The sequence below is a fragment of the Butyrivibrio fibrisolvens genome (assembly GCF_023206215.1).
In the GTDB taxonomy this organism is placed as follows: Bacteria; Bacillota; Clostridia; order Lachnospirales; family Lachnospiraceae; genus Butyrivibrio; species Butyrivibrio fibrisolvens_C.
Window position 1 is genome coordinate 1,782,548 of record NZ_CP065800.1, and the last position, 23,761, is coordinate 1,806,308.

Annotated in this window: 21 protein-coding genes and 1 other RNA gene; 21 read left to right on the top strand and 1 reads right to left on the bottom strand. The window is 39.9% G+C overall.

Annotation, left to right across the window (positions count from 1 at the left end; all coding sequences use genetic code 11):
- Positions 1 to 33 precede the first annotated feature (33 nt).
- From I7804_RS07250 to I7804_RS07290, 9 genes are all read left to right on the top strand, one after another.
- Positions 34 to 873, top strand: coding sequence for a class C sortase (locus I7804_RS07250; RefSeq protein ID WP_177173919.1), 840 nt, complete (start codon positions 34 to 36; stop codon positions 871 to 873).
- A 13-nt stretch (positions 874 to 886) separates the two neighbouring features.
- The gene (locus I7804_RS07255; RefSeq protein WP_248405704.1) at positions 887 to 1,993 is read left to right on the top strand and encodes a Cna B-type domain-containing protein; all 1,107 of its coding nucleotides are present in this window, start codon (positions 887 to 889) and stop codon (positions 1,991 to 1,993) included.
- Between the two features lie 122 nt (positions 1,994 to 2,115).
- Entirely contained in the window at positions 2,116 to 2,730 is a 615-nt protein-coding gene (locus I7804_RS07260) for a sortase (protein ID WP_248405706.1), read from the top strand.
- Positions 2,731 to 2,845: 115 nt separating this feature from the next.
- On the top strand, positions 2,846 to 3,391 hold the full coding sequence (locus tag I7804_RS07265) for a DUF6465 family protein (RefSeq protein ID WP_022753632.1): 546 nt from the start codon (positions 2,846 to 2,848) through the stop codon (positions 3,389 to 3,391).
- 30 nt (positions 3,392 to 3,421) lie between these two features.
- The gene (locus tag I7804_RS07270; RefSeq protein WP_022757241.1) at positions 3,422 to 3,775 is read left to right on the top strand and encodes a hypothetical protein; all 354 of its coding nucleotides are present in this window, start codon (positions 3,422 to 3,424) and stop codon (positions 3,773 to 3,775) included.
- 20 nt (positions 3,776 to 3,795) lie between these two features.
- Positions 3,796 to 4,803 (top strand): deoxyguanosinetriphosphate triphosphohydrolase, encoded by a 1,008-nt coding sequence (locus I7804_RS07275; protein WP_248405707.1) that lies wholly within the window; start codon positions 3,796 to 3,798, stop codon positions 4,801 to 4,803.
- 102 nt (positions 4,804 to 4,905) lie between these two features.
- Positions 4,906 to 6,702: a DNA primase gene (gene dnaG / locus I7804_RS07280; RefSeq protein ID WP_248405708.1), complete on the top strand. Its 1,797-nt coding sequence runs from the start codon at positions 4,906 to 4,908 to the stop codon at positions 6,700 to 6,702.
- Between the two features lie 512 nt (positions 6,703 to 7,214).
- A complete protein-coding gene (gene rpoD, locus I7804_RS07285; RefSeq protein ID WP_027203743.1) occupies positions 7,215 to 8,453 on the top strand; it encodes an RNA polymerase sigma factor RpoD in 1,239 nt (412 codons plus the stop codon).
- A complete protein-coding gene (locus I7804_RS07290; RefSeq protein ID WP_022753627.1) occupies positions 8,453 to 9,097 on the top strand; it encodes a YczE/YyaS/YitT family protein in 645 nt (214 codons plus the stop codon). The genes rpoD and I7804_RS07290 overlap by 1 nt, the downstream gene beginning before the upstream one ends.
- Before the next feature lie 121 nt (positions 9,098 to 9,218).
- Here I7804_RS07290 and I7804_RS07295 read toward each other — a convergent pair whose 3' ends face one another.
- Positions 9,219 to 11,051, bottom strand: a complete 1,833-nt coding sequence (locus I7804_RS07295; RefSeq protein WP_027206579.1) for a GDSL-type esterase/lipase family protein — start codon at positions 11,049 to 11,051, stop codon at positions 9,219 to 9,221.
- A 373-nt stretch (positions 11,052 to 11,424) separates the two neighbouring features.
- Here I7804_RS07295 and hypB (I7804_RS07300) point away from each other — a divergent pair, with 373 nt between their 5' ends.
- The 12 genes from hypB (I7804_RS07300) (at position 11,425) to hisS (ending at position 23,529) form a co-directional block, all read left to right on the top strand.
- The gene (gene hypB, locus I7804_RS07300) at positions 11,425 to 12,096 is read left to right on the top strand and encodes a hydrogenase nickel incorporation protein HypB (RefSeq protein ID WP_027206580.1); all 672 of its coding nucleotides are present in this window, start codon (positions 11,425 to 11,427) and stop codon (positions 12,094 to 12,096) included.
- A gap of 132 nt (positions 12,097 to 12,228) precedes the next feature.
- Positions 12,229 to 12,888, top strand: a complete 660-nt coding sequence (hypB, locus tag I7804_RS07305) for a hydrogenase nickel incorporation protein HypB (RefSeq protein WP_022753624.1) — start codon at positions 12,229 to 12,231, stop codon at positions 12,886 to 12,888.
- Positions 12,889 to 12,973: 85 nt separating this feature from the next.
- Positions 12,974 to 15,778: an FAD-dependent oxidoreductase gene (locus tag I7804_RS07310; protein WP_248405949.1), complete on the top strand. Its 2,805-nt coding sequence runs from the start codon at positions 12,974 to 12,976 to the stop codon at positions 15,776 to 15,778.
- A 181-nt stretch (positions 15,779 to 15,959) separates the two neighbouring features.
- The gene (locus I7804_RS07315; protein WP_331477871.1) at positions 15,960 to 16,310 is read left to right on the top strand and encodes a hydrogenase maturation nickel metallochaperone HypA; all 351 of its coding nucleotides are present in this window, start codon (positions 15,960 to 15,962) and stop codon (positions 16,308 to 16,310) included.
- Positions 16,311 to 16,424: 114 nt separating this feature from the next.
- Positions 16,425 to 16,877, top strand: a complete 453-nt coding sequence (dtd, locus tag I7804_RS07320; RefSeq protein ID WP_022753621.1) for a D-aminoacyl-tRNA deacylase — start codon at positions 16,425 to 16,427, stop codon at positions 16,875 to 16,877.
- A 100-nt stretch (positions 16,878 to 16,977) separates the two neighbouring features.
- Entirely contained in the window at positions 16,978 to 17,244 is a 267-nt protein-coding gene (locus I7804_RS07325) for an acylphosphatase (protein WP_027216787.1), read from the top strand.
- A gap of 8 nt (positions 17,245 to 17,252) precedes the next feature.
- Positions 17,253 to 18,158, top strand: a complete 906-nt coding sequence (locus tag I7804_RS07330) for a class I SAM-dependent methyltransferase (protein WP_248405709.1) — start codon at positions 17,253 to 17,255, stop codon at positions 18,156 to 18,158.
- A 14-nt stretch (positions 18,159 to 18,172) separates the two neighbouring features.
- Entirely contained in the window at positions 18,173 to 18,955 is a 783-nt protein-coding gene (locus tag I7804_RS07335) for a Nif3-like dinuclear metal center hexameric protein (protein ID WP_022753618.1), read from the top strand.
- A gap of 33 nt (positions 18,956 to 18,988) precedes the next feature.
- Positions 18,989 to 20,647, top strand: coding sequence for a nucleoside kinase (locus tag I7804_RS07340; protein ID WP_248405711.1), 1,659 nt, complete (start codon positions 18,989 to 18,991; stop codon positions 20,645 to 20,647).
- 144 nt (positions 20,648 to 20,791) lie between these two features.
- Positions 20,792 to 21,140, top strand: an RNA gene (gene rnpB, locus I7804_RS07345) — RNase P RNA component class A.
- A 7-nt stretch (positions 21,141 to 21,147) separates the two neighbouring features.
- Positions 21,148 to 22,104, top strand: coding sequence for a S1 family peptidase (locus I7804_RS07350; RefSeq protein WP_248405712.1), 957 nt, complete (start codon positions 21,148 to 21,150; stop codon positions 22,102 to 22,104).
- A gap of 159 nt (positions 22,105 to 22,263) precedes the next feature.
- Positions 22,264 to 23,529, top strand: a complete 1,266-nt coding sequence (gene hisS / locus I7804_RS07355) for a histidine--tRNA ligase (protein ID WP_022753615.1) — start codon at positions 22,264 to 22,266, stop codon at positions 23,527 to 23,529.
- Positions 23,530 to 23,761 lie beyond the last annotated feature (232 nt).

The following is a 23,761-nucleotide window of genomic DNA, read 5'->3' on the forward strand; positions in this document are numbered from 1 at the left end:
GATGGTGGAGAGTTTTGGCAAAAGAGGTAGCGAATGAAAAGTTATATAAAAAAGAATTTATCTACAGTATTTTTCGCTGCAGTTCTTATTGTCGGCTTATGCATTTTTTTGTATCCATCTGTCAGTAATTATTTGAACGGGCTAAAACAGTCCAAGGCTATAGCAGACTATAATACTGCTTTGGACTCTATGACACCCGAAGACTATTCATCATTTTGGCAGGCAGCTATTCTTTATAACGAAAAGCTTGCAAATGGTGTGATGGATTTTAATCTTACAGATGAAGAGATGGAAGAATATAATACGATCCTTGATCCTACAGGAACGGGTATTATAGGTTATCTTGAGATAGAGAACATAGGTGTTAACCTTCCGATCTATCATGGAGTAGAAGAGTCTGTACTTTCAGTAGGAATTGGACATCTTCCGGGGACGTCTTTCCCAACAGGGACAGCGTCAACTCATACAGTACTATCCGGTCACAGAGGACTTCCGTCTGCAGAGCTGCTTACCAATCTTGATCAGATGATAGAAGGAGATACGTTTCTTTTACATATTATGGATCAGGTTTTTGCTTATGAGGTGGACTCGATCAATATAGTCCTTCCAAATGAGACAGAAAGTCTGTATATATATGACGGTGAAGATTATGTTACCTTGGTTACATGTACACCTTATGGTGTCAACACACATCGACTTTTGGTAAGAGGCAAAAGAGTAGATTATAATCAGGAAGAAAGGCTTATTATCACAGCTGATGCTACTATGTACAGTACGCTTACTGTTGCTATCTTTATAGCAGTGCCAATTCTTTTGGTAATATTTATTGTATTTATGATAAGGACATCTAAACATTTTAATAAAGGTAAGTGATTTAAGGAGTAATATGGAGAAGAAGTTCAAAGCTATCAAAAGAATAATCGGGATTATAATGACAATTCTCATTATGAGCTCCATATTTGCATGTCTGGGAAGTACATCACAGGCAAGGAACAGGATAGATACCTCCAAGAAAGGGACCATTAGGTTATCCTATAAGTGCGATATAACAGAAGATAATGTGAGTAACCCTATGCCAATAAGTGGCGTTAACGTTCATCTATATCGCATAGCTTCTGTGAATGAAGCCGGTGCGTTTGCATGGGAATCGCCATATGCAGATATTGCAGAAGTTAGCGCTATTTCTGTCAATAAGATTTCATCTGCAGATGAATGGAATATACTTCTTGGACCAATTAAGACATATATTTATACCAATAGTATAAGTGCGGATGCAAATGGCATATCTGACTCTGATGGGACAGCTGTAATAAGTGGACTTGATCTTGGTGTATATCTGGTGGTTGGAGATACGCTTGAAGATAAGTCTCAAAACTGCACATACACTTTTACACCATTTTTCGCCACTATTCCTACGATCGATCCGGAAACAGATACATGGGTATATGATAATGGAGATGAGTATATTGTAGATGTATCTGCCAAGTGTGAATATTATTTAAATCCTAAGGAAGTCCAATATAATATTTACAAAAACTGGGTTGATAATGGCACGGAGCGCCCAGAGTCAATTGAAGTAGGGATCTATCTTGATGGAGACTTATATCAGACAGTTACACTTTCAGCATCTAATAACTGGCACTATTTCTGGACATACAAGGAAGGACATAGCTTTACTATATCAGAGACTGTGCCTGCAGGTTATACAGTATCATATTCTCAGAACGGCAATGTCTTTACGATGACCAATACCGGTAATGATACGCCGCCAACAACCCCCTCTGAGCCGGAGAATCCCAAGACACCTGACAATCCTGTTGAAGAGGTTCTGGGAGCAGTCAGACTTGCAATTACAGAAGATGACACACCTGAAGTGCTTGGAGCAACAAGACTTCCTCAGACAGGTCAGATCTGGTGGCCGGTATTTGCTTTAGCGCTTATTGGGATAGGATTTTTTACAGTAGGATTTATTAGTGACAAAAAGAGCGTATAAGAACAATTGTTTTTATGCACAAAAGAATTACAATTAAAAGCGGGAAGGAGCGGGGATGCTTTCTTCTCGCTGTTTTTTAGGAATTTTCAGAGCTTTATAAAGGCAAGGAAACGGAGTTGTTTATGAAAATGACTAAAGGAAAAGTAATGATGGCTGTTGGATTTATATGCATAATAGGTGCAATGGCTTTTGTTGTTAGAAATTATATAGAAAGCAGAAATGCAGGTGACCTTGCAGATTCTTATATGACTCTTGTTGAGCAGCAGATTCCTGATCATGATGATGGAATTGCTATTCCCAAAGAAGGTGAGATGCCTGCTATAGATGTAGATGGAAATAGTTTTATCGGAATAGTTTCTATACCTGCATTGGATATAAGTCTTCCAATACAGCGCGACTGGTCATCCCAAAATGCCAAAATATCTCCGTGCCGTTATAAAGGTTCTGTTTATGAGAACAACCTTATAGTAGCCGGACACAACTATGACAGGCACTTTGGAAGACTTAAAAACCTTGTGAGCGGCGATACAGTCATAATAACAGATGTTAATGGACTTAGCTTTTATTATACAGTTACATATACAGAGATAATAGATTCGTACGGAGTTGATATTATGGACCAGGGAGACTGGGATCTTACAGTATTTACCTGCACTATAGGCGGTTCTAGCCGTGTCACTGTCAGATGTGAATTTACAGGTAAAGTAGTTGTATCCGATCAAAACCTTTTTAATTAAAAAAATATAATGATCATAATAAAATACTAGTCAAAGAGTTTGACATTATGTGGTATACTTAATCTGTTGCAGTATGTTTTATAAGGGCGGAATTTTGTTTTAAAGGAGCGAGATTATGGCAGAGAATAAGACAGGCGACAAGATCAAAAAGATTAAAGACTCCTTGACGGAAGTGGCTCAGGACCTTTCACAGCAGGCTAAACCGGTACTTGATGACATCAAAGACGCAACAATACCGGTCATTGAGAATGCCCGCAAGAATGCCGAGCCATATGTAGAGAACATAAAATCCAAAGCACAGCCTTTTATTGATGATACAAAAAAGAAGGCTGATCCCTACATCAAGAAAGCCAGAAAGGCAGCAGAGCCAGCAGCCAAAAGCATAAAAGAAGGTTCTGAAAAGGCCAGGAGAGCTGCAAAATTTGTCAGCGATGATATAACTCGTCAGGTCATGAAGAAAAATGAGAAGGACGAAGTTTATATCCAGTATAAAAATACGGAAGTTCGTACAACCGATATTCTTGAAAAAGCAAGAGAGAATTATGTTGCCAATGGACATAAGCTTACCGATATACAAGAAGTACAGGTATATATCAAGCCTGAGGACAATAAAGCTTATTATGTTGTCAACCATAAGGATACCGGAAGATTCGAACTATAAACTAAAAAGACATCTAAGGATGAATGGATAATGGATGACAATATTCAGGATGTAAGACCTATACAAAAACACACTTTCTTCAATTTCAACCATTACAATTATGGTGAAGCCTTTTTTGGAAGTTACAAGGGAATGAGGTACAGACTAGCAAGAGATCCTCTTGTCAATGTTATCTTTATCCCGGTTGATCAAAGAGGTGAAGCAAAGCTAGTTGCAACTGTATGGCCTGAACCATTTGCATATGGTCAGACAGATCCATCCAAAATGACAACATGTGAGTTTGAATTCAGTGAAGATGGATTTGATCAGGCGGTTTCATGGTTTAATGATCAATATATGCAGCGTATTGATGAGTGGAGCTTAGATCATAGTATTCTTGACTGACCCCACGGAATGGAGTTTATTTGAAAATACGTGAAAATCTTGAAAAGCGGGAAGCTGAGACACTGAGTAAATATGCGGTTCTTAGCAGAGATTCCAAAGGCCGCGAGAGGGATGAGGAACTTTGTGACATAAGGCCATGTTTTCAAAGGGACAGAGACAGGATCCTCTATTCCAAATCCTTCAGAAGATTAAAAGATAAAACACAGGTCTTCCTGACACCTGATGGAGATCATTACAGGACCAGGATGACACATACTCTTGAAGTTGCTCAGAATGCCAGAACACTTGCAAGAGCACTTAGACTGAATGAAGATCTGTGTGAAGCAATAGCTCTGGGACATGATCTTGGACATACGCCCTTTGGTCATGCCGGTGAAAGAGCTCTTAATGCTGTTAGCCCATACGGTTTCAGGCACAATGAACAGAGCCTTAGGCTTGTTACAATGCTTGAAAAAGAAGGTAAAGGACTTAATCTTACCTGGGAAGTAAGAGACGGTATTATAAATCATGAGATGGAACTTACACCTGCAACTTTGGAAGGCAGAGTTGTAAGGCTTTCTGACAAAATAGCTTATATTCATCATGATATGGATGATGCGATAAGAGGCGGTATATTAAGCCCTGATGATGTTCCGGAACAGATCAGCAAGATTGTAGGCAAGACCAACGGAGAATGGCTTGATACCTTTATCCATGATATTGTTGAGAACAGTACTGACAAGGACGACATCAGAATGTCGGACGAAGTCTACAATGCAATGCTGGAGCTGCGAAAGTTCATGTTTGCAAGAGTATATACCAACCCTGTTGCCAAAGGGGAAGAGGGCAAGGCGGTTGATCTTGTCAAAACATTATATGATTATTACTTACACCACGAAGACAGATTCCCGGGATATTTGAAGAATCTTTTGGACAAAGGTGAACCTATTGAGAAAGTCACCTGCGATTATGTCAGCTCTATGACAGATCGTTTTGCTATAGCGCGCTATGAAGAATTATTCATTCCTAAATCGTGGTCAGTTTATTAGAGGACATAGGGAGACGATAGTAATATAATAATCTAATTGCTATAGGATCCGCGAATTGGTGTCGCGAGCTCCACCAATATCGAACCATTAGTCACTCGCGGCATGAGGTTAATAATGCAGTTCACACCCGAGTTGATTGAAGAAATCCGCTCACGTAACGATATAGTAGATGTAATAGGACAATACGTCCATCTTGAAAAAAAAGGATCGAATTATATGGGGCTATGCCCCTTTCATAACGAGAAATCACCTTCTTTTTCGGTTTCCCAGAGCAAACAGATGTATCATTGTTTTGGATGTGGCGTCGGAGGAGATGTTTTTAGCTTCCTGCAGCGCTATAACAGTCTGACATTTCCGGAAGCAGTCAAGGAACTGGCAGACAGGTCCGGAGTTGCGCTTTCGGCAGCAGATGATACTGAAGAAGCCAGAAAAGAAAGATCCCAAAGGCAGCTATTATATGATATCAATAAAGAGGCTGCCAAGTATTATTTTTATGAGCTTCGTGGAACCGGCGGTAAGACAGGACTTGATTATTTCCAGAAAAGGAAATTATCAAACGAGACCATGCAGAAGTTTGGACTTGGCTATTCTCCTGTGGGAGCAGGTAATCTTGTTAATTATCTTAGGAAAAAAGGCTATTCTGATGAGATAATGATCCTTGCAGGGCTTGCCTCACATGATGAAAAAAGAGGAACGCATGATGTGTTCTGGAACAGAGTCATGTTTCCTATTTTTGATATAAATAACAGAGTTATAGGATTTGGCGGACGAGTATTAGGAGATGCCAAACCCAAATATGTTAATACCAATGACACGCCTATTTTTAACAAAAGAAGAAATCTATACGGTTTGTCTTTTGCCAAGAATTCAAAAGCCGGTAACTTCATATTATGTGAAGGGTATATGGATGTAATAGCTATGCATCAGGCGGGATTTACTCAGGCGGTAGCTTCGCTTGGAACTGCATTTACAGCAGAACAGGCCCAGCTTATAAAAAGGTATACACAGGAAGTTATCTTGTCGTATGATAGTGACGGCCCGGGAGTTAAAGCCGAGCTTAGAGCAATACAGATACTCAAAGAAGCAGGACTTCGTGGAAAAGCTCTTAACCTTGAGCCTTATAAAGATCCAGATGAATTTATCAAAAACGAAGGACAGGAAGCCTTTGAAAAAAGACTTCGAAATGCGGAAAACACATTTTTCTTTGAGATACGGATAATGCAAAGGGACTATGATATGACAGATCCTGCCGGCAAAACTGCGTATTACAGAGCTGTCGCAAGGCGTTTGTGCGAATTTAGTGAAAGCCTCGAAAGAGAAAACTATATTCAGGCGACGGCAGCCAAACTTGCAATTCCGATTGGAGATCTAAAAAATCTCGTTGTTTCGATAGCTTCTGAAGGCATAACTTCGAAGCAGTCAGGAAAGGATATTAAGGCTTATCAGAATCAAAGAAGGAGGGATCCCAAGGATAATATCCTTAGACCTCAACGCTTACTGCTTACATGGATTGCTGATGAACCTGATATTTATAAAATAGTCAAAAAATATATAAGTCCGGATGACTTTACCGATGAACTTTATCGTAAAGTCGCGGAGAAGATGTACGAAGGCCTTGACGCAGGAAGATTTTTGGCTGCATCCATTCTCTCTCTTTTTCCTGATGATGAAGAGCAGCAGTCGAGGGTATCGGAAATCTTCAATACCAATCTGGTCCGAATTGAGACCAGAGAGGAAAAAGAAAAAGCTTTGCACGATATCATTTATGATATCCGCAGAATGTCTTATGAAAAGAAAAAAAGTGAGATACAGCTGGGAGATGCAAACGCGCTTAAAACAATAGTGGACAGCAAAAAGAAGCTGGAAGAGCTGGCGCATAGTCGCATTGGACTTGACTGAAGATCACACGATACGGTTTTTTTAGAAGGTGCATATTTGCCCCAAGGGAGGAAAAAATGAGTACCAGTAAGAAGACGCTAAGTGATGACAAGAAGACAGAAAAATCAAAGGCAGTATCAAAGACAGACAAAGGTAAGACACAAAGTGCCAAAGAAGCTTCACCCAAGGCTAAGGATAAGTCTGTAAAGAAAGTGAGCGAAAAGGCAGAAACAACAAAAACAGGGAAGAAGGAAGTAAAAAGCAAAGTGAGTCAGACAAAAGCAACAAAGGAAGAAAAAGAAATCAAGGAAACAAAAACAACCAGCAAGACAACAAAGCTTAAAGCTACAACAAAGAAAGCGGCAGATAAGACTGCTGATAAAGTAGAAGATAAAGAAGTAAAGACTGCAAAGGCACAGGAAAAGGAAGTTAAACCTGTCAAGGCTGCAAAAGCGCCCAAAGCACCAAAAACTGACAAGACTCCTAAAGCAAAAGCCGATACATTAGAAAAAGATAATCAGTCATCAGGCGAAATGGATGAAGATGCTCAGGAAAGATTCAAGGTTAAGCTTAAAGAACTTCTTGCTCTTGCCAAGAAGAAAAAGAACGTACTTGAATATGATGAGATCAGCGATCAGCTCTCAGAGCTTAATCTTAACGAAGATCAGCTTGATAGTGTACTTGAAGTACTTGAAAAATCAGGAATAGATGTTCTTCGTATGTCAGAGGATGTAGATGATATCCCTGTTGATGATGAAGATATCGATCTTGATGATGAAGAAGAAGTCGATATGGAGAATATCGATCTCTCAGTTCCTGATGGCGTAAGTATAGAAGATCCTGTACGTATGTATCTTAAGGAAATCGGTAAAGTACCGCTCCTTAATGCTGATCAGGAGATAGTTCTTGCTCAGGATATGGAGAATGGTATGCTGGCAGAGAGAGTTCTCAAAGCTCAGGACCGTAGTTCTCTGGATCTTAAAGATGACGAAAAAGAACTTATAGAAGGCAAGACAGATGAAGAACTCAAAGAGCTTATTGAACTTGGTAATGATGCCAAGAATAAGCTTGCAGAAGCCAACCTTCGTCTTGTTGTATCTATAGCAAAAAGATATGTTGGCCGTGGAATGCTCTTCCTGGATCTTATTCAGGAAGGTAACCTTGGTCTTATCAAGGCTGTAGAGAAGTTTGATTTCCGTAAGGGATTCAAGTTCTCAACATATGCTACATGGTGGATTCGTCAGGCTATAACAAGAGCCATAGCAGATCAGGCCAGAACTATTCGTATTCCTGTTCATATGGTTGAGACTATCAATAAGCTTATTCGTATCAGCAGACAGCTTCTTCAGGAACTTGGCCGTGAGCCTCTTCCGGAAGAGATTGCAAAAGAGATGAATATGCCTGTAGAAAGAGTTCGTGAGATCCTTAAGATCTCTCAGGAGCCTGTATCTCTTGAAACTCCTATAGGTGAAGAGGAAGATTCGCATCTTGGAGATTTCATTCAGGATGATAATGTTCCGGTTCCTGCTGATGCAGCAGCATTTACTCTTCTTAAAGAGCAGCTTGTTGAAGTCCTTGGAACACTTACAGAGCGTGAGCAGAAAGTATTAAGACTCAGATTCGGTCTTGATGACGGAAGAGCCAGAACTCTTGAAGAAGTAGGTAAAGAGTTCAACGTTACTCGTGAACGTATCCGTCAGATTGAAGCAAAAGCACTTCGTAAACTGCGTCATCCCAGCAGAAGCCGTAAGCTTAAGGATTATCTCGACTGATGAGACAAAAGATTTATGCATACACACACCAACAGGCATTTGTCAAGAAATTGGCGCTTATGCTGATTGGTGTTCTGTGTATGGGCTTTTTCCTATCTTTTCTTATCGAGGTTAATCTTGGTACAGATCCTTGTACATTTATGAATGTTGCAATATCCAGAAAATTTGGGATACTTTTTGGCACCTGGCAGCTTTTATTAAATGCAGTTTTACTTTTGATCGTAATTAAATATGACATAAGACAGATTGGACCTGGCACGATTGCGAATATGGTATTGATAGGTTATGTTGCTGATATTTGCAGATGGCTTTGGTCAAAAATCTTACCAAAAGAGTTTTTTACAACATTTCCATATAGAGGAGTCATATTTGCAGTAGCGATCGTAAGCTTTGTTATAAGCGTAGCGATTTACATGAATACCGACATGGGAGTAGCACCATATGATGCTTTTCCTATAATAGTTCATGATAGACTTTTGAAGAATATTCCGTTCAAGTATGTACGAATGGGCTATGATTTTCTGGCAATCATTATCGGATATCTTCTTGGCGCAGTTCCAAACATAGGAATAGTTATAATGGCATTATTATTAGGTCCTGCTATTTCGTATGTAGGCAAAAAGCTCGCTCCTTATCTGAATTGAAGTTGTTTAAAAATAGTTATTTAAAATAGTTATAAAAAGCCTTCGAATACATGTTTAAGATATTCGAAGGCTTTTTGTTATTTATAGAAATGTTAATGGCAGGACTGCTTCAAAGAATGCTCTATCCGACAGGGTGCATCTCAGTATCTGAAGGAAGTTTAGTTCCTATAGTATTCATTATTTCCATTACCCTGCAAAGACCAGCATATACATCTGCTCTTGTTATGGGACATCCTCCGTCTGTAATATCACTTGAATCAAAACTTGAAGGATCGATATATACAGCTTCAGGAGGAACTATACCATCAGCAACAGCCCTGTGAAGGCACTCAGAAAGTCCGAGGTCAGGCCTTTTCAAGACTTCCTTTTCCATGCCGCGCTCGCACAGACTGGCAAATTCTGCATAAGTAAGTGGATCATCAGGCCTGAACATATCGTTAGGAGTAGTATTCTCATCGATAAGATTCTCCTGAACACAGGTTTCAACAAAAGATGAATCCCACTCGTATCTTCCTATATCTATATATCTTCCATGATATGGACGTCTTCCTTCAATTCGAAGAGCCTTAAAAAGGACCATCAGAACCTGAGCTCTTGGCATAGTCTGCATAGGATGAAGATACATGATGCAAGGATCAAGAAGACCGCCTTTGAAAGCTGTAGCTATGCGCCCGTACTGTGGGATACCCTCTATATCAACGTAAGGGATATTTATATCAAAGATGCTGCTTTCTTCAGGTTCTTTTGGAAGCTCCTTGATATCAAGATCGGGTGTAAATGGAGTCGGATCTGCAGGAGATATGAAATTACACAAAGGCTCTATGTTATTATTTCTGATCTCGTCAGCAACGATCTCAGCTATAAGAGATGCGCCATAATCGTTGGTATGAGTTTGATCCATAAAATAATCATTAGCCCTGTCATCAAGTTCGATCCATTTATTGAAAGTCAGTGTATGAAGATCTATGAATGGAACATTGAGTTCTTCACTGGCCTGCCTTGCAGCAAGAGCATAAGTTTTTAAAAGAGAACATTTTTTGCCTGTTTCTTCATCAGTGAAAGGAATACGGCTTATTGGAGAGCATATGATTGGATAAGCTCCAAACTCACGTATTTTTTTGACATACCATCTTAGATTATTGATATACCCACCAAATGCAGTGAGATTGCGGCGCTTTTGATCATTATGTCCGAATTGGAGCATGAATATATCCCCTTCACGAATTGACTTCGTAAGGATATCCCAATGTCCGTCATCTCTGAAACAGTTAGTAGTAAGGCCTGAGTGAGCATAATTACATACACTTATATTTTCGAAATACTGAGCTATATTCTGAGCCCATCCGCCTCCGCTTCCGTATGGATAGTAAGGCGCAGGAGCGTTCTGATCTGTAAGGGTCGAGTCCCCTGCAACATACAGTACGGGTACCTGATCTTGAACTATATCTAACTTGGAAATTCCCGCATTTTTACCAGTAATGCTTATATAGACAGCTTTCTCCATACAAGGCACACTCGTTAGTGCAGGTATATAAGGAGTGACATTAACATAGAAAGATCTTGAATACGATCCGCCAAGTGGCACATCTATTTCGGAAGCAATGAGATTTCTACGTCCGGCGAATATTCGCATATCTTTGATATCGCCTTTATCAGCGTTTACATTAAGAGTTATTTTGTAGGTCCCGAAATCAGGAACTAATGACTTAAAGATTATCACATCTCTTGAATGATTAATATAAACTCCATTATCTGTAGCAGTAACAATATCATCCCAGGGCGTCTTATAGGATTTTCTGAGATTCCAACCACCTGCATACAAAGACCTTTCAGATGCGGTATTGCCTATAGGAGAACTTAGATCAACAAAACCATATCCCTTTGATTTGTCATAAAAAGATGTATCACCTATCATATTTTCTTTAGAACCGAAACTATAGGATGCAATTAACACGTTAATTCCTCCTTAATTCAAAAATATATGTGAGGTTAAATATTTAAAGAAATACTAAATGCCCATATAGATTTTTTTCGGACATATTGTTATTTTAATGAATATGCAACTTTCAAAAGTTAGAATCATCATAATAAACTTCGTGTGCACATTATCATTATAAAATAATATATTTAATAATCCAATTTTCTAAGGACTAGTTTGATGCAAAAATGACCATGTATCTGTACTTCAAACGCTGATCGATAAAAAAGGGATAACTGCACAAGTCTTCGAGGTTATTTTTGAATGAAATGCTAATTGAAAAAAGGAAACTAACTATGTAAAATAAGTTTTCGAGTGTGTTATAACTTTGTCAGGAAAGGATACAGCAATGAGCGACAGAACATTTGAGATTTTGGAAACTAAAGAACGGGTTATTGCTGACAATGATGCAGAAGCAGCCAAAGTCAGAAAACTCCTGGATGAACATAAGATATTTCTTGTAAATCTTATGGCATCTCCAGGCGCTGGGAAAACTACAACACTTGTACGTACTATAAATGCACTTAAAGATAAATACAGGATAGGTGTCATGGAGGCTGATGTTGACAGCGATGTAGATGCTAAAACTGTATCGTTGGCAGGAGCCAAGGTTATACAGCTCCATACAGGCGGAAGCTGCCATATGGATGCAGATATGACAAGAAGAGGCCTTGAGGGACTTGGACTTGATGATGTCGATGTAGTATTTCTTGAAAATGTCGGCAATCTGGTCTGCCCGGCAGAATTTGATGTTGGAGCCAATAAGCGCGTTATGATACTGAGCGTTCCGGAAGGTGATGATAAGCCGCTTAAGTACCCTCTTATGTTCAGCGTAAGCGACTGTATGCTCATTGGTAAGATAGATGTAGCTCCTGTGTTTGATTTTGATTTTGATGCTTGTAAGAAAAGGGTTAAAGCTCTTAACCCCGATATTGAGATAATAGAAGTCTCATCTCTTAAAGGCGACGGATTTGATGAATGGATAAACTGGCTTACACAGCAGATTGAGAGGAGCAGATAGTGTGAAAAATTGTATCGATATGACAATTTTTTACACGACTATTTGATACGAGCCCAAATAGCCCTGATGGCAAATTCGAATCTGATATTCGGATTACCGGACTTACACAAAGACTCGTAATGGAGGAATAATATGAAGACAATTGAACTCAATGCTTCGGTCACAGCATCTAATGATGCAGATGCAGATGCTATGAGAATGGAACTTAAGGCAAAAGGAACCCTTCTTATAAATCTGATGTCATCACCCGGATCAGGCAAGACAACTCTTTTGTCAAGAATCATCAAAGATCTTGGTAAAGAAAAGAAGATAGGAGTTATGGAGGCAGACATAGCTTCTGATGTAGATGCATTAAAGATAGAAAACCTTGGAGCAAGAAGTATTCAGGCTCACACAGATGGAATGTGTCATATGGATGCAGGAATGACAAGACGTGCCATGGATGCTATGGGATGTGATGATCTTGATCTTATTTTCCTTGAGAATGTAGGCAATCTTATATGCCCTGCAGAATTTGATACAGGAGCTGGCAGGAATATCATGATACTCAGCATTCCGGAAGGTGATGATAAGCCTCTTAAATATCCACTCATGTTCGAAAAAAGCGATGCGCTTGTTATAACCAAGATGGATACCAAAGATTATTTTGACTTTGATCTTGAAAAGTGTATTGAAAGGGTAAAGCGTCTTAACTCGGATATTGCCATATTCCCTGTTTCGGCAAAGACAGGTGAAGGAATGGATGACTTTGAAGACTTTCTTTTAAGTCAGATGGCACTTTGGAAAGAATAAAAAAATTCAGGATGGCAAGGTCCTGATAATGTTTTTATAAAAAAGGGTAAAGGTTAGGTAAGAGATGAAAGAACAGAAGAATCGTATGACTAATGAGAGGGATTTCGTGCAGGATCCTTCTTACAAGGCTAAGGATCCTGAGAAGGAGAAGGTTATCAAAAAACTTGGTGAGATGATAACAGATCGTTATGCTGTTAAGCTTACTCATTCGCTTGGTGTTGATGATCCTGAGTATTGGGCACTTGATGATGTGCTCACTAAAGAAGAAGCTAAATTTCTTCTTAGTTTCAAGAAGACACGTGTTAATTACAAGCCTGAACAGCTTGCCAAGATGAATAACATGTCACTTGAAGATACTCAGAAGATGATAGATCATCTTACATGGATCGGTGTTCTTGAAATGAACAGAGAGAACCCCGAGCATACCAAGCAGTATGATGTTCCGATATTCGTACCGGGATCTGCAGAATTTATGATGATGCAGGATAAACTCACAGATGAGCATCCAAGGATTGCATCATTTTTCAACCTTATGACACAGATGCCTCTTGAAGGCATGACTCCCAATATCCCTATGGGCGGAGCCGGAGTCGGAATGCATGTCATCCCTGTAGAGAAAGCTATCCAGACCCAGTCACAGTCAGTTTCTGTAGAACACCTGTCACATTGGCTCAAGAAATATGACAAGTATTCAGTCAGCCAGTGTACATGTCGTAAGCAGCAGGAGATGCGAGGCGAAGGAAGCGGTGAAGTCAACGGTGAATTCTGTATCGGAGTAGGTGATATGGCAGAATTCCTCGTAGATAGAGGTACAGCTCGCTATATAACATACGAAGAAGCTCTTGAAGTATTAGAAAGAGGAGAACGTCACGGTTTCGTACATCAGACAACCAATATTGACGGAGAAGATAAGATAGTAGGCATCTGCAACTGCGCTCCCGGTGTCTGCAATGCCCTCCGTACATCTCAGCTTTATAATACACCTAATATGTCTAGAAGCGCATATCGTGCGCATGTAGAGACAGATAAGTGTGTTGCCTGCGGTAAGTGCGTAGAAGTCTGCCCGGTAGGCGCAGCTAAGCTGGGACAGAAGCTTTGCAAGAAGGACGGATCTAAGGTAGAGTATCCACTTACTCTTTTACCTGATAATACAAAATGGACAGCTGATAACTGGAACGTAAACTATAGAGAGGATGCTAAGATCAACTGTTACGATACAGGTACAGCTCCATGTAAGGCTAACTGCCCTGCTCATCTTGCTGTTCAGGGATACGTCAAGATGGCAGGCGAAGGCAGATATATGGATGCCCTTAAACTCATCAAGCAGGACAATCCATTCCCTGCAGTATGCGGAGCTATCTGCAACAGAAGATGTGAAGATGCATGTACGAGAGGCACTATAGATAAGCCTGTAGCAATAGATGAGATCAAGAAGTTCATCGCAGCAAAAGAGCTTAACGAATCAGAAAGATACATCCCTATCTGTGAAAAAGATGATGGCGGTATGTGGGGCGCTGATTACAAGATGGCAGTTATTGGAGCTGGCCCTGCCGGCATGACATGTGCATATTATCTGCGTACCAGAGGATATGATGTTACTGTTTTCGAAAAAGAAGACAGAGCAGGCGGTATGCTCATGAATGGAATCCCTAATTTCCGTCTGGAAAAAAGTGTGTTAAAAGCAGAGATAGAAGTTCTCGAGAAGATGGGCGTAGAGTTCAGATTCGGCGTAGAAGTCGGTAAAGATAAGACTATAAGTCAGCTTAGAGAAGAAGGCTATAAGGCATTCTATATTGCTATAGGTCTCCAGGGTGGCCGAAAGGCTGGAGTTGCCGGAGAAGACGCAGAAGGCGTAGAATCCGGCGTATCATTCCTTAAGAGAGTTGCACTTGGACTTTCTAAGGATGGAAATTCAGATACTGTAAAGCTAAACGGAGATGTTGTAGTAGTTGGCGGTGGTAACGTTGCTGTAGACGTAGCAAGAACTGCTGCAAGAAGTACAGATGGTAAAGTTACAATGCTCTGCCTCGAATCAGAAAAAGAGATGCCGGCAGCAGCTGATGAAGTAGAAGAAGCGAAGGCAGAAGGAATTGAAGTCAAGAATGGATGGGGACCAAAAGAGATTCTCACCAAGGAAGTTGATGGACAGACTGTTGTAACAGGAATCGTGTTCAAACGCTGCACCAGTGTCAAAGATTCAGATGGAAGATTCAATCCTTCATATGATGAAAATGATACAATCACAATATCTTGCAGCAATGTACTTCAGGCAATCGGACAGTCTGCTGAGTGGGGCTCACTTTTAGAAGGAACCAAAGTTGAACTTGGCCGCGGCGGCACAGCTGTTCATGACAGCCTTACATTCCAGACAGGCGAACCGGATATCTTCGTTGGAGGAGACATAGGACACGGCGCTCGCTTTGCTATAGATGCAATTGCTGATGGCAAAAAAGCCTGTGAGTCCATGCATAGGTTCGTTCATAAGGGACAGTCACTTACTATCGCACGTGATAAGAGAGAGTTTATCGAACTTGATAAGGATGATATCAGTGTTGCAAGTTATGATAATACCCCTCGCCAGGTTGCCGGAGTAAAAGCAGGTGATGCAAAAGGAACCTATCATGATCTTAGAGAACCTCTGACACAGCAGCAGATCATTGCAGAGAGTAAGAGATGCCTTGGATGTGGTGCTACAACAGTAGATCTAAACCGCTGTATCGGATGCGGACTTTGCACTACAAGATGTGAATTTGATGCTATCCACCTTACTAGAGATCTTCCGGGGTGCACCAATATGATAAGGTGTGAAGATAAGATAGGACCTGTTGCAAAGTATGCGTTAAAGCGTAACTTCAAGATTCTTTTCTCTGGCGATAAGAATACAAAATAATAAAAGAATACAAATAATAAAGACTTCAAGAAAATAAAGACTACGTCATATGGTGTCAGAAGAGAATTTTGACATCCGGATTATAATATGACCTAAAATCCAAATGTCTCTACGGATTCGTAGAGACATTTGAATTATAAAAAGAAAAATACATTTCACGAGGAATTAGTATATGCATGAAATGGGAATTGTTACTCATCTTGCCAAAACGCTTGATGAAACAGCAATAGAGAATAACCTCACCAAGATAGGCTCAGTAACATTGCAGATAGGCGAAGTGTCAGGAATAATGACAGATTATTTTGTTGAATGCTGGGATTATTTCAAAGGTCGACATCCGGTACTCAAAGACTCTACTCTTAAACTGGAACAGATACCGGCAGTCACCTGGTGCAACTCTTGTAAAAAAGAATATGAAACAGTAAAATACGGAAGAGAATGTCCCTACTGCCATAGCGGCGAAACCTGGCTTTTAAAAGGAAACGAATGTATCATTAAAGAGATAGAAGCTGAAGGGGGCAATAATCCATAATACAATAGCGAAGTAAGGCTTGAAAATGATTTGTTTTCAAACCCAAATTGGTGCCGCGAGCTCCACCAATTTGAACTATTAATCACTTGTTTTGCTCGCGACATGAGGTTAAAAATGCGTTTTGTAATACAGGTAGTTACTGATTCACAGGTTACAGTTGATGGTGAAGTTAAAGGGAAAATAGGCAAAGGCTTTATGGTCCTCATAGGAATAGGACATGAAGATACTAAAGAAATTGCTGATGTAATGGTTAAGAAGATGCTAGGTCTTAGAATTTTTGCAGATGAAAACGGTAAGACCAATCTGTCTCTAGACAAAGTAGATGGACAGCTCCTTCTAATATCGCAGTTTACTCTCTATGCAGATTGCAGACATGGTAATCGCCCGGGATTTACCGATGCTGCCGGACCCGAGCTTGCTAACGATCTATATGAATATATAATTAGTAAATGTAAAGAGAAAGTACCTGTTGTCGAAAAAGGTGTATTTGGAGCAGATATGAAAGTAAGCCTTACCAATGATGGCCCATTTACTATTGTTCTTGATTCCAAAGATTTGATCAAATAAAGATCTTATAGGTAGCATAAGTATACCTATGATATATTGATACAATTATTTGCTTTTACAACAGTATATTATTACCCTATTGATAAGGGGATTTGATTACATGATCAGAAAAGAAATGGTATTTTATGGCGGCGTTCAAGGCGTTGGTTTTCGTTATACTGCTTATCATATAGCCAATAGCTTAGGGATTACAGGCTTTGTTCACAATGAATGGGACGGTTCAGTCAAAGCCCAGCTTCAAGGTGACAAAGAGCAGATCGATCTTTTTCTAGATCAGATTGGACGCGGAAGGTATATCAGTATTGATCGCATAGAGCAAAGAGATATACCTGTAGACGAGGATGAACGTACATTTAGGATTGAGTAAAAAGATATATGAATAAAAAAGAATTAGATAAAAATAGTCTTCCGCCTGTTTCAAACAGGCTCAAAACAGTAGCAGATATGGTGCCGGAAGGAAGTAAAATAGCGGATGTAGGGACAGATCATGGATTTGTCCCTATTTATCTTGCACTAAGTCATCGTATAGAACATGCCATTGCCATGGATGTACGAAAGGGACCGCTTGAAAGAGCAACTCTTCATGTAGAAGAGTATGGTCTTAATGACATGATAGAAACAAGGCTTTCAGATGGTCTTGAGAAGCTTAAGGAAGGTGAAGCTGATACAATGATCTGTGCAGGTATGGGAGGTCCTCTTATGAGAAAGATCCTTGAAAGTAATCCGCCGCGCAGATTCGGCCTTAAAACTCTTATACTTGAGCCTCAGTCTGAGATAATGAACTTCCGTATCTTTTTAAGAGAAAATGGATACGAGATACAAAAAGAAGATTTTCTCTTAGAAGATGGCAAGTATTATCCTGTGATCAAAGCCCATGTTATATACCTTGAGGAACAGGATAATAAGGATAAGTATTGTAATAAAACTTATCGTGATAATATGACAGACACAAGTATAGATACAGACACAGGTGTAGATACAGATATCAAGATATCAATGCTTCCTGATTCTTACAAAGATGCTATTTTTGAAACCAGAAAGCGCTTAAAAGATAAGAATATTATAGTTACAGATTCTCAACTCGTAAGATTATGTGACCGTTTTGGACCATGCATATTATTATCTGGGAAGGCGGATTTTAAGAGCTTTCTTGTGCATGGCAATGAAGTCTGTGATACAATTTTAAGTAAGATAAAAGATGCTGGGAAGTCTCACCAGGGACGCTTTGACCAGGTATCTTTAGAACAAGCGGATATCAAAATGGCGCTCCATCTTTTTTGACAGGGGGAAAGAAAATGCAGTGTCGCGACATTATAGAACATTTAGAACAGTTGTCTCCGGTTTCCTTTGCATCAGACTGGGATAATGTAGGACTTCTTGCAGGTCGCAGAGAAAAAGAAGTCCAGAGAATTTTTATAGCGCTGGATGCAACAGATGAGATCGTTGATGAAGCAGTACGGGTAGATGCAGATATGCTCCTTACACATCATCCGCTTATTTTTAAAGGAATCAAAAATGTCAGCGACAGTGATTTTATAGGTCGTAGGATATTAAGACTTATACGCTATGATATCAGTTATTATGCCATGCATACTAATTTTGATGTTATGGGGATGGCAGATGCGGCAGCAGATGAGATGAAGCTTGAACATAGAGAAGTGCTTGACGTCACTTATGAAGATGATCTGTCGAGAGAGGGAATAGGTCGGATTGGCGATCTTCCTTCAAAGATGTCGCTTATAGAATGTGCCCGTTATGTTAAGGAGTGTTTCCATATAGGGAATGTTCGTATGTACGGCGATCCGGCCAAGAAAATAAAAAGAGTTGCCATATGTCCGGGTTCAGGATCTGACGTAATCCAGAATGCTATAGACAAGAAAGTTGATGTGCTCATAACAGGAGATATAGGTCACCACGACGGAATCGATGCAGTGGCATGCGGACTGCCTGTTATAGATGCAAGTCATTACGGACTTGAGAAAATATTTATACCTTACATGAGGGACTTTTTGCACAGAGAACTTCCCGGACTTGAAGTAATGTGTGCTGAGTACAAGCCGCCATATCAGGATATTTGATCTTATGCATTAATTATTAAGGAGGTATTGATTATGCCTACATTAGTGATTCAGGGTGAGAGAAAAGAATACGCGAAAGGAACTACTTTCGAAGAAATAGCTAAGGAGTATCAGGTTCGCTTTACTAATCGTATAGGACTAGTGATATTTAATGGCAAGATCCGTGAACTCTTTAAGAAAGTTGAAAATGATGGAGTCCTTTCTTTTGTTACGATGGATGACAGTATAGGACACAAGACATATGGAAGAACAGCTATTATGATGCTCATCAAGGCAGCACATGATGTTAATCCAAATGTACGTACAAAAGTCGAGTTTACAATAGGATACGGATATTACTGCACATTTAAGAACAAGGACAAGGAAATTGAAAATGTCAGTGGTGATTTTGTCAAAAAGTTGCAGGCCCGCATGGAAGAAATGCGTGATCAGGCTCTTCCTATCACCAAGAAGACATATCCTATTGACGACGCTATGGAGATATTTAGTAAACAAGGAATGATTGACAAGGTCAATCTTTTTAAATATCGCAGAGCCAGCGAGATCAATGTTTATCGAATGGACGGATTCTGCGATTATTTCTATGGATATATGCTTCCTAATACATCCTATGTAGAATATTTCAAAGTTCAGAAATACCATGCAGGAGTATTGCTTGTTCTTCCTCCGGCATCAAGCCCCAATGAGATCAGAACTTTTGATCCCAGAGAGAAAGTTTTTGAGCAGATGATTCTGTCTAGTAACTGGGGCCATATGATGGGAATAGAGAATGTAGGTGATCTCAATAACGCCATATGTTCCGGAAGACTCAGTGATCTTATTCTCGTTCAGGAAGCTCTTCAGGAGCACCGTATTGGTAAGATAGCAGAGAATATCTATTCATCTCCTCATGTTAAGTTTGTCATGATCGCAGGACCCAGTTCTTCCGGTAAGACAAGCTTCTCGCACAGACTTGCTATACAGCTTCGTACACACGGCCTTGTGCCTCATCAGATATCACTTGATAATTATTTTAAAAATCGTGAGGATACGCCGCGAGATGAAGATGGCAATTACGATTTTGAATGCCTTGGAGCTATGGATATAGAGCAGTTCAACGAAGATATGACCAAGCTTCTTAACGGTGAAGAAGTGGACCTTCCTGTATTTAACTTCCTTACAGGTAAGCGTGAATATACCGGCAATCCAATGAAACTTGGCGAAGACGATATCTTTGTAATTGAGGGAATACATGGACTTAATGAAGAAATGAGCTATTCACTTCCCAAAGACAGTAAATACAAGATTTATGTAAGTTCGCTTACAACTCTTAATGTTGATGCACATAATCGTATCTCTACCACAGATGCAAGACTCATAAGACGTATGGTTCGCGATGCCAGAACCAGAGGTGCATCAGGCAAGAAGACAATATCTATGTGGCCGTCTGTAAGAAGAGGTGAGGAGAGGAATATCTTCCCGTTCCAGGAAAGTGCTGATGAGATGTTCAATTCAGCCCAGATATATGAGCTTGCAGTTCTTAAGAATCAGGCTGAACCGCTTCTTTTCTCTATCACCAAAGATGATCCGGAATATTATGAAGCCAAAAGACTTCTTAAGTTCCTTGACTACTTTATAGGTATTGACTCTACAGAACTTCCTCACAATTCAATTGTCAGGGAATTTGTAGGCGGAAGCATATTTAATGTTTGATTCAAACAAGATGATATAAAAGTTAATATAAAAGATGATATAAAAAGTTAATATAAAAAGATTGCTGGTTAGATTCAAGATTTTGAATCTGAATGCTATATATTATCTTGACAACTTTACAACTAAAGGCGTAAATTAAATATCTGAGCAGACTAGATGATCGCGGCTGCAATACCCGAAAGGGTGCAGGTGAGGAAAGTCCGGGCTTCAAAGGGCAGGATACCGGATAACGTCCGGCGGAGGTGACTCCCGGGATAGTGCAACAGAGATATACCGCCAACTTTTGTTGGTAAGGGTGGAAAGGCAGTGTAAGAGACTACCGTGCGGGTGGTAACATCCGTAGCCATGTAAACCCTATCCGAAGCAAGACCGAATAGAAAGCTATGGGCCGGCCCGGTCCGCTTTCAGGTGGGTCGCTTGAAGCGTCTGGCAACAGGCGTTCTAGATAGATGATCATCCTAGACATAACCCGGCTTACAGGTCTGCTCTTCTAAAAAAATATGAGCAAAAATATATCACAACAAGCCAAAAAGATATCCCTGTCAGTATTTCTGCTGGGGATATTTGTATTTGTGGCAATAATCACACTACAATTTGATGATTTCAAAGAATTCATAGGCTTTTCCAAAAATAAAGGAACTCCTATGACTATTCTCGATGAACCTGATCTTGGCGCCTCTTTTGAAAATGCTAAGCAAACAATGGTTCAGATCCATATATATACAGATCTTTCAGGCAGTGTATATTCTGATGCCTCTTATACTAGTGATACAGATTTTAATACCTCGCATACTGGTAATGCAGATTATTATACTTTGGATTCTAATTCTCAGGTAGTTGATCCTTCCATAACAGATCCTTCGATATACGGAAGTTTTGGAAGCGGATGCATATGGGAATATGATGAAAATACTATTTTAGTAGCTACCAATTATCATGTTATATCTCAGGTAGTTACTAAAAATGCTCTTGGATATGTAGTTTTTTATAACGGCGTGATATCGGAATTTACAGTGGAAGCATTTGATGATGATGCAGACTGTGCCTTTTTGTCTGTTGATTCATCCTGTATGGATGAAGATGAGCTAAAACAGCTTCGATGTGTAGTTCCCTATGATAGTCAGACAACTGTATTATCTGCAGAAGAACCCATGTTTGTAATCCATTCCAAAGAGATAATGCGCCAGGACCTTGTATCAGGCAATACGACTGGTATGATTGCTGATACATCTTATGCTGGATACATTATGGAACCATCAGTCTATGTTTCTGCGCTCCTTCAGGATATGCTCTACTGCAGATGTAGTGCAGACGCAGGCATGAGCGGAGGTCCAACCTTTGATGCATATGGTCACTATATTGGTATGCTCACAGGAGCAACAGATCAAGGCGAGACAGTAAGTGTACTGCTTTCAGATGTAGAAGAGATTTACTCCCAGATCCAGACAGGACAATAAACGTACTGGATTAAGAGATATAACAGATTTACTTGCAGATCAAGTCGAGACGCAAAATGCTTGCCTGCTTTACTAGACTAAAGGAATATGTTATAATTTGCGACTGATAGAAAATTAAAGTCTATAATAATCAACAGATAGAAAGAAGAGGAAATATTCATGGCTCTTATTAAAAAGCCCGTAACAGGAATGAAGGACGTGCTTCCTGCAGAGATGCAGCTGCGCGACTATGTAATTGGAGTGATCAAGGAGACATATGCAAGATATGGTTTTACAAGTATAGATACACCTTGCGTTGAGTCACTTGCAAATCTTAATTCCAAACAGGGCGGAGATAACGAAAAGCTTATATTCAAGATCATGAAAAGAGGCGAGAAGCTTCGCCTTGCTGAAGCTAAAGAGGAGAATGATCTCACAGATTCAGGACTTAGATATGACCTTACTGTACCGCTTGTACGTTTTTATGCTAATCATGCCAATGAACTTCCATCTCCTTTTAAGGCACTGCAGATGGGATATGTATGGAGAGCTGACCGTCCTCAGAAGGGAAGATATCGTCAGTTCATGCAGTGTGATATAGATATCCTTGGTGAGCCTTCTAACCTCGCAGAGATAGAGCTTATCCTTGCTACAACATCTACTCTTGGCAAGCTTGGCTTTAAAGGATTCCAGATCCGTATCAATGATAGAAGGATTCTTAAGGATATGGCAGCATATGCCGGATTCTCAGAAGAGTCATATGATTCTGTATTTATTACAGTTGATAAGATGGACAAGATTGGCCTTGAAGGCGTAGAAGCTGAACTTATCGAAAACGGATATTCTAAAGAATCTGTAGATAAGTATCTTGGTCTTTTCAAGGGACTTGAAGTTAACAAGGGTATCGAAGGACTTAAATTCCTTGCTGAAACACTAGGAGATTTCCTTGAAGCAGATGCAAAGCTTAATCTTGAAGAGATAATCTCAAGCGTAGATGCCAATAAGGCAGCAGAGTTTGAAATAGTATTTGATCCTACTCTTGTAAGAGGAATGAGCTATTATACAGGAACTATTTTTGAGATCGCAATGCCTCAGTATGGAGGAAGCTGCGGTGGCGGTGGTCGTTACGACAAGATGGTAGGCAAGTTCCTGGGTCAGGAGACTCCTGCATGCGGATTCTCAATTGGATTTGAGAGAATCATAATGATCATGATGGATGAGGGATTCAAGGTTCCGGGCGTTGCAGATAAGACAGCATACCTTATCGAGAAGGGTATTAGCGGACAGATGCTTTCAGATATTCTTGGACAGGCTCAGGAAGCTCGTAAGAATGGTGAGCAGATACTTGTGGTTCGCATGAACAAGAATAAGAAATTCCAGAAGCAGGCCCTTGAAGAGCAAGGTTACAATAACTTTAAGGAATTCTATAAGAATCCTCTTAACTAAAAAATAAAAGTACAAAGATGTACTTCTATTCCCGACATTACAGGACGTAAAAAGGGAATGTCCAGAAGTACAAAGATGTACTTCTATTCCCGACGTTACAGGACGTAATAGGGGAATGCCCAGAAGTACATGGATGTACTTCTATTCCCGTCTCTTAAGGGTGTTAATGAGTAATAGGACCAGTATTTATACAGATTTGAGACGGGATAGTTTCAAATTGTCCTGATATTTA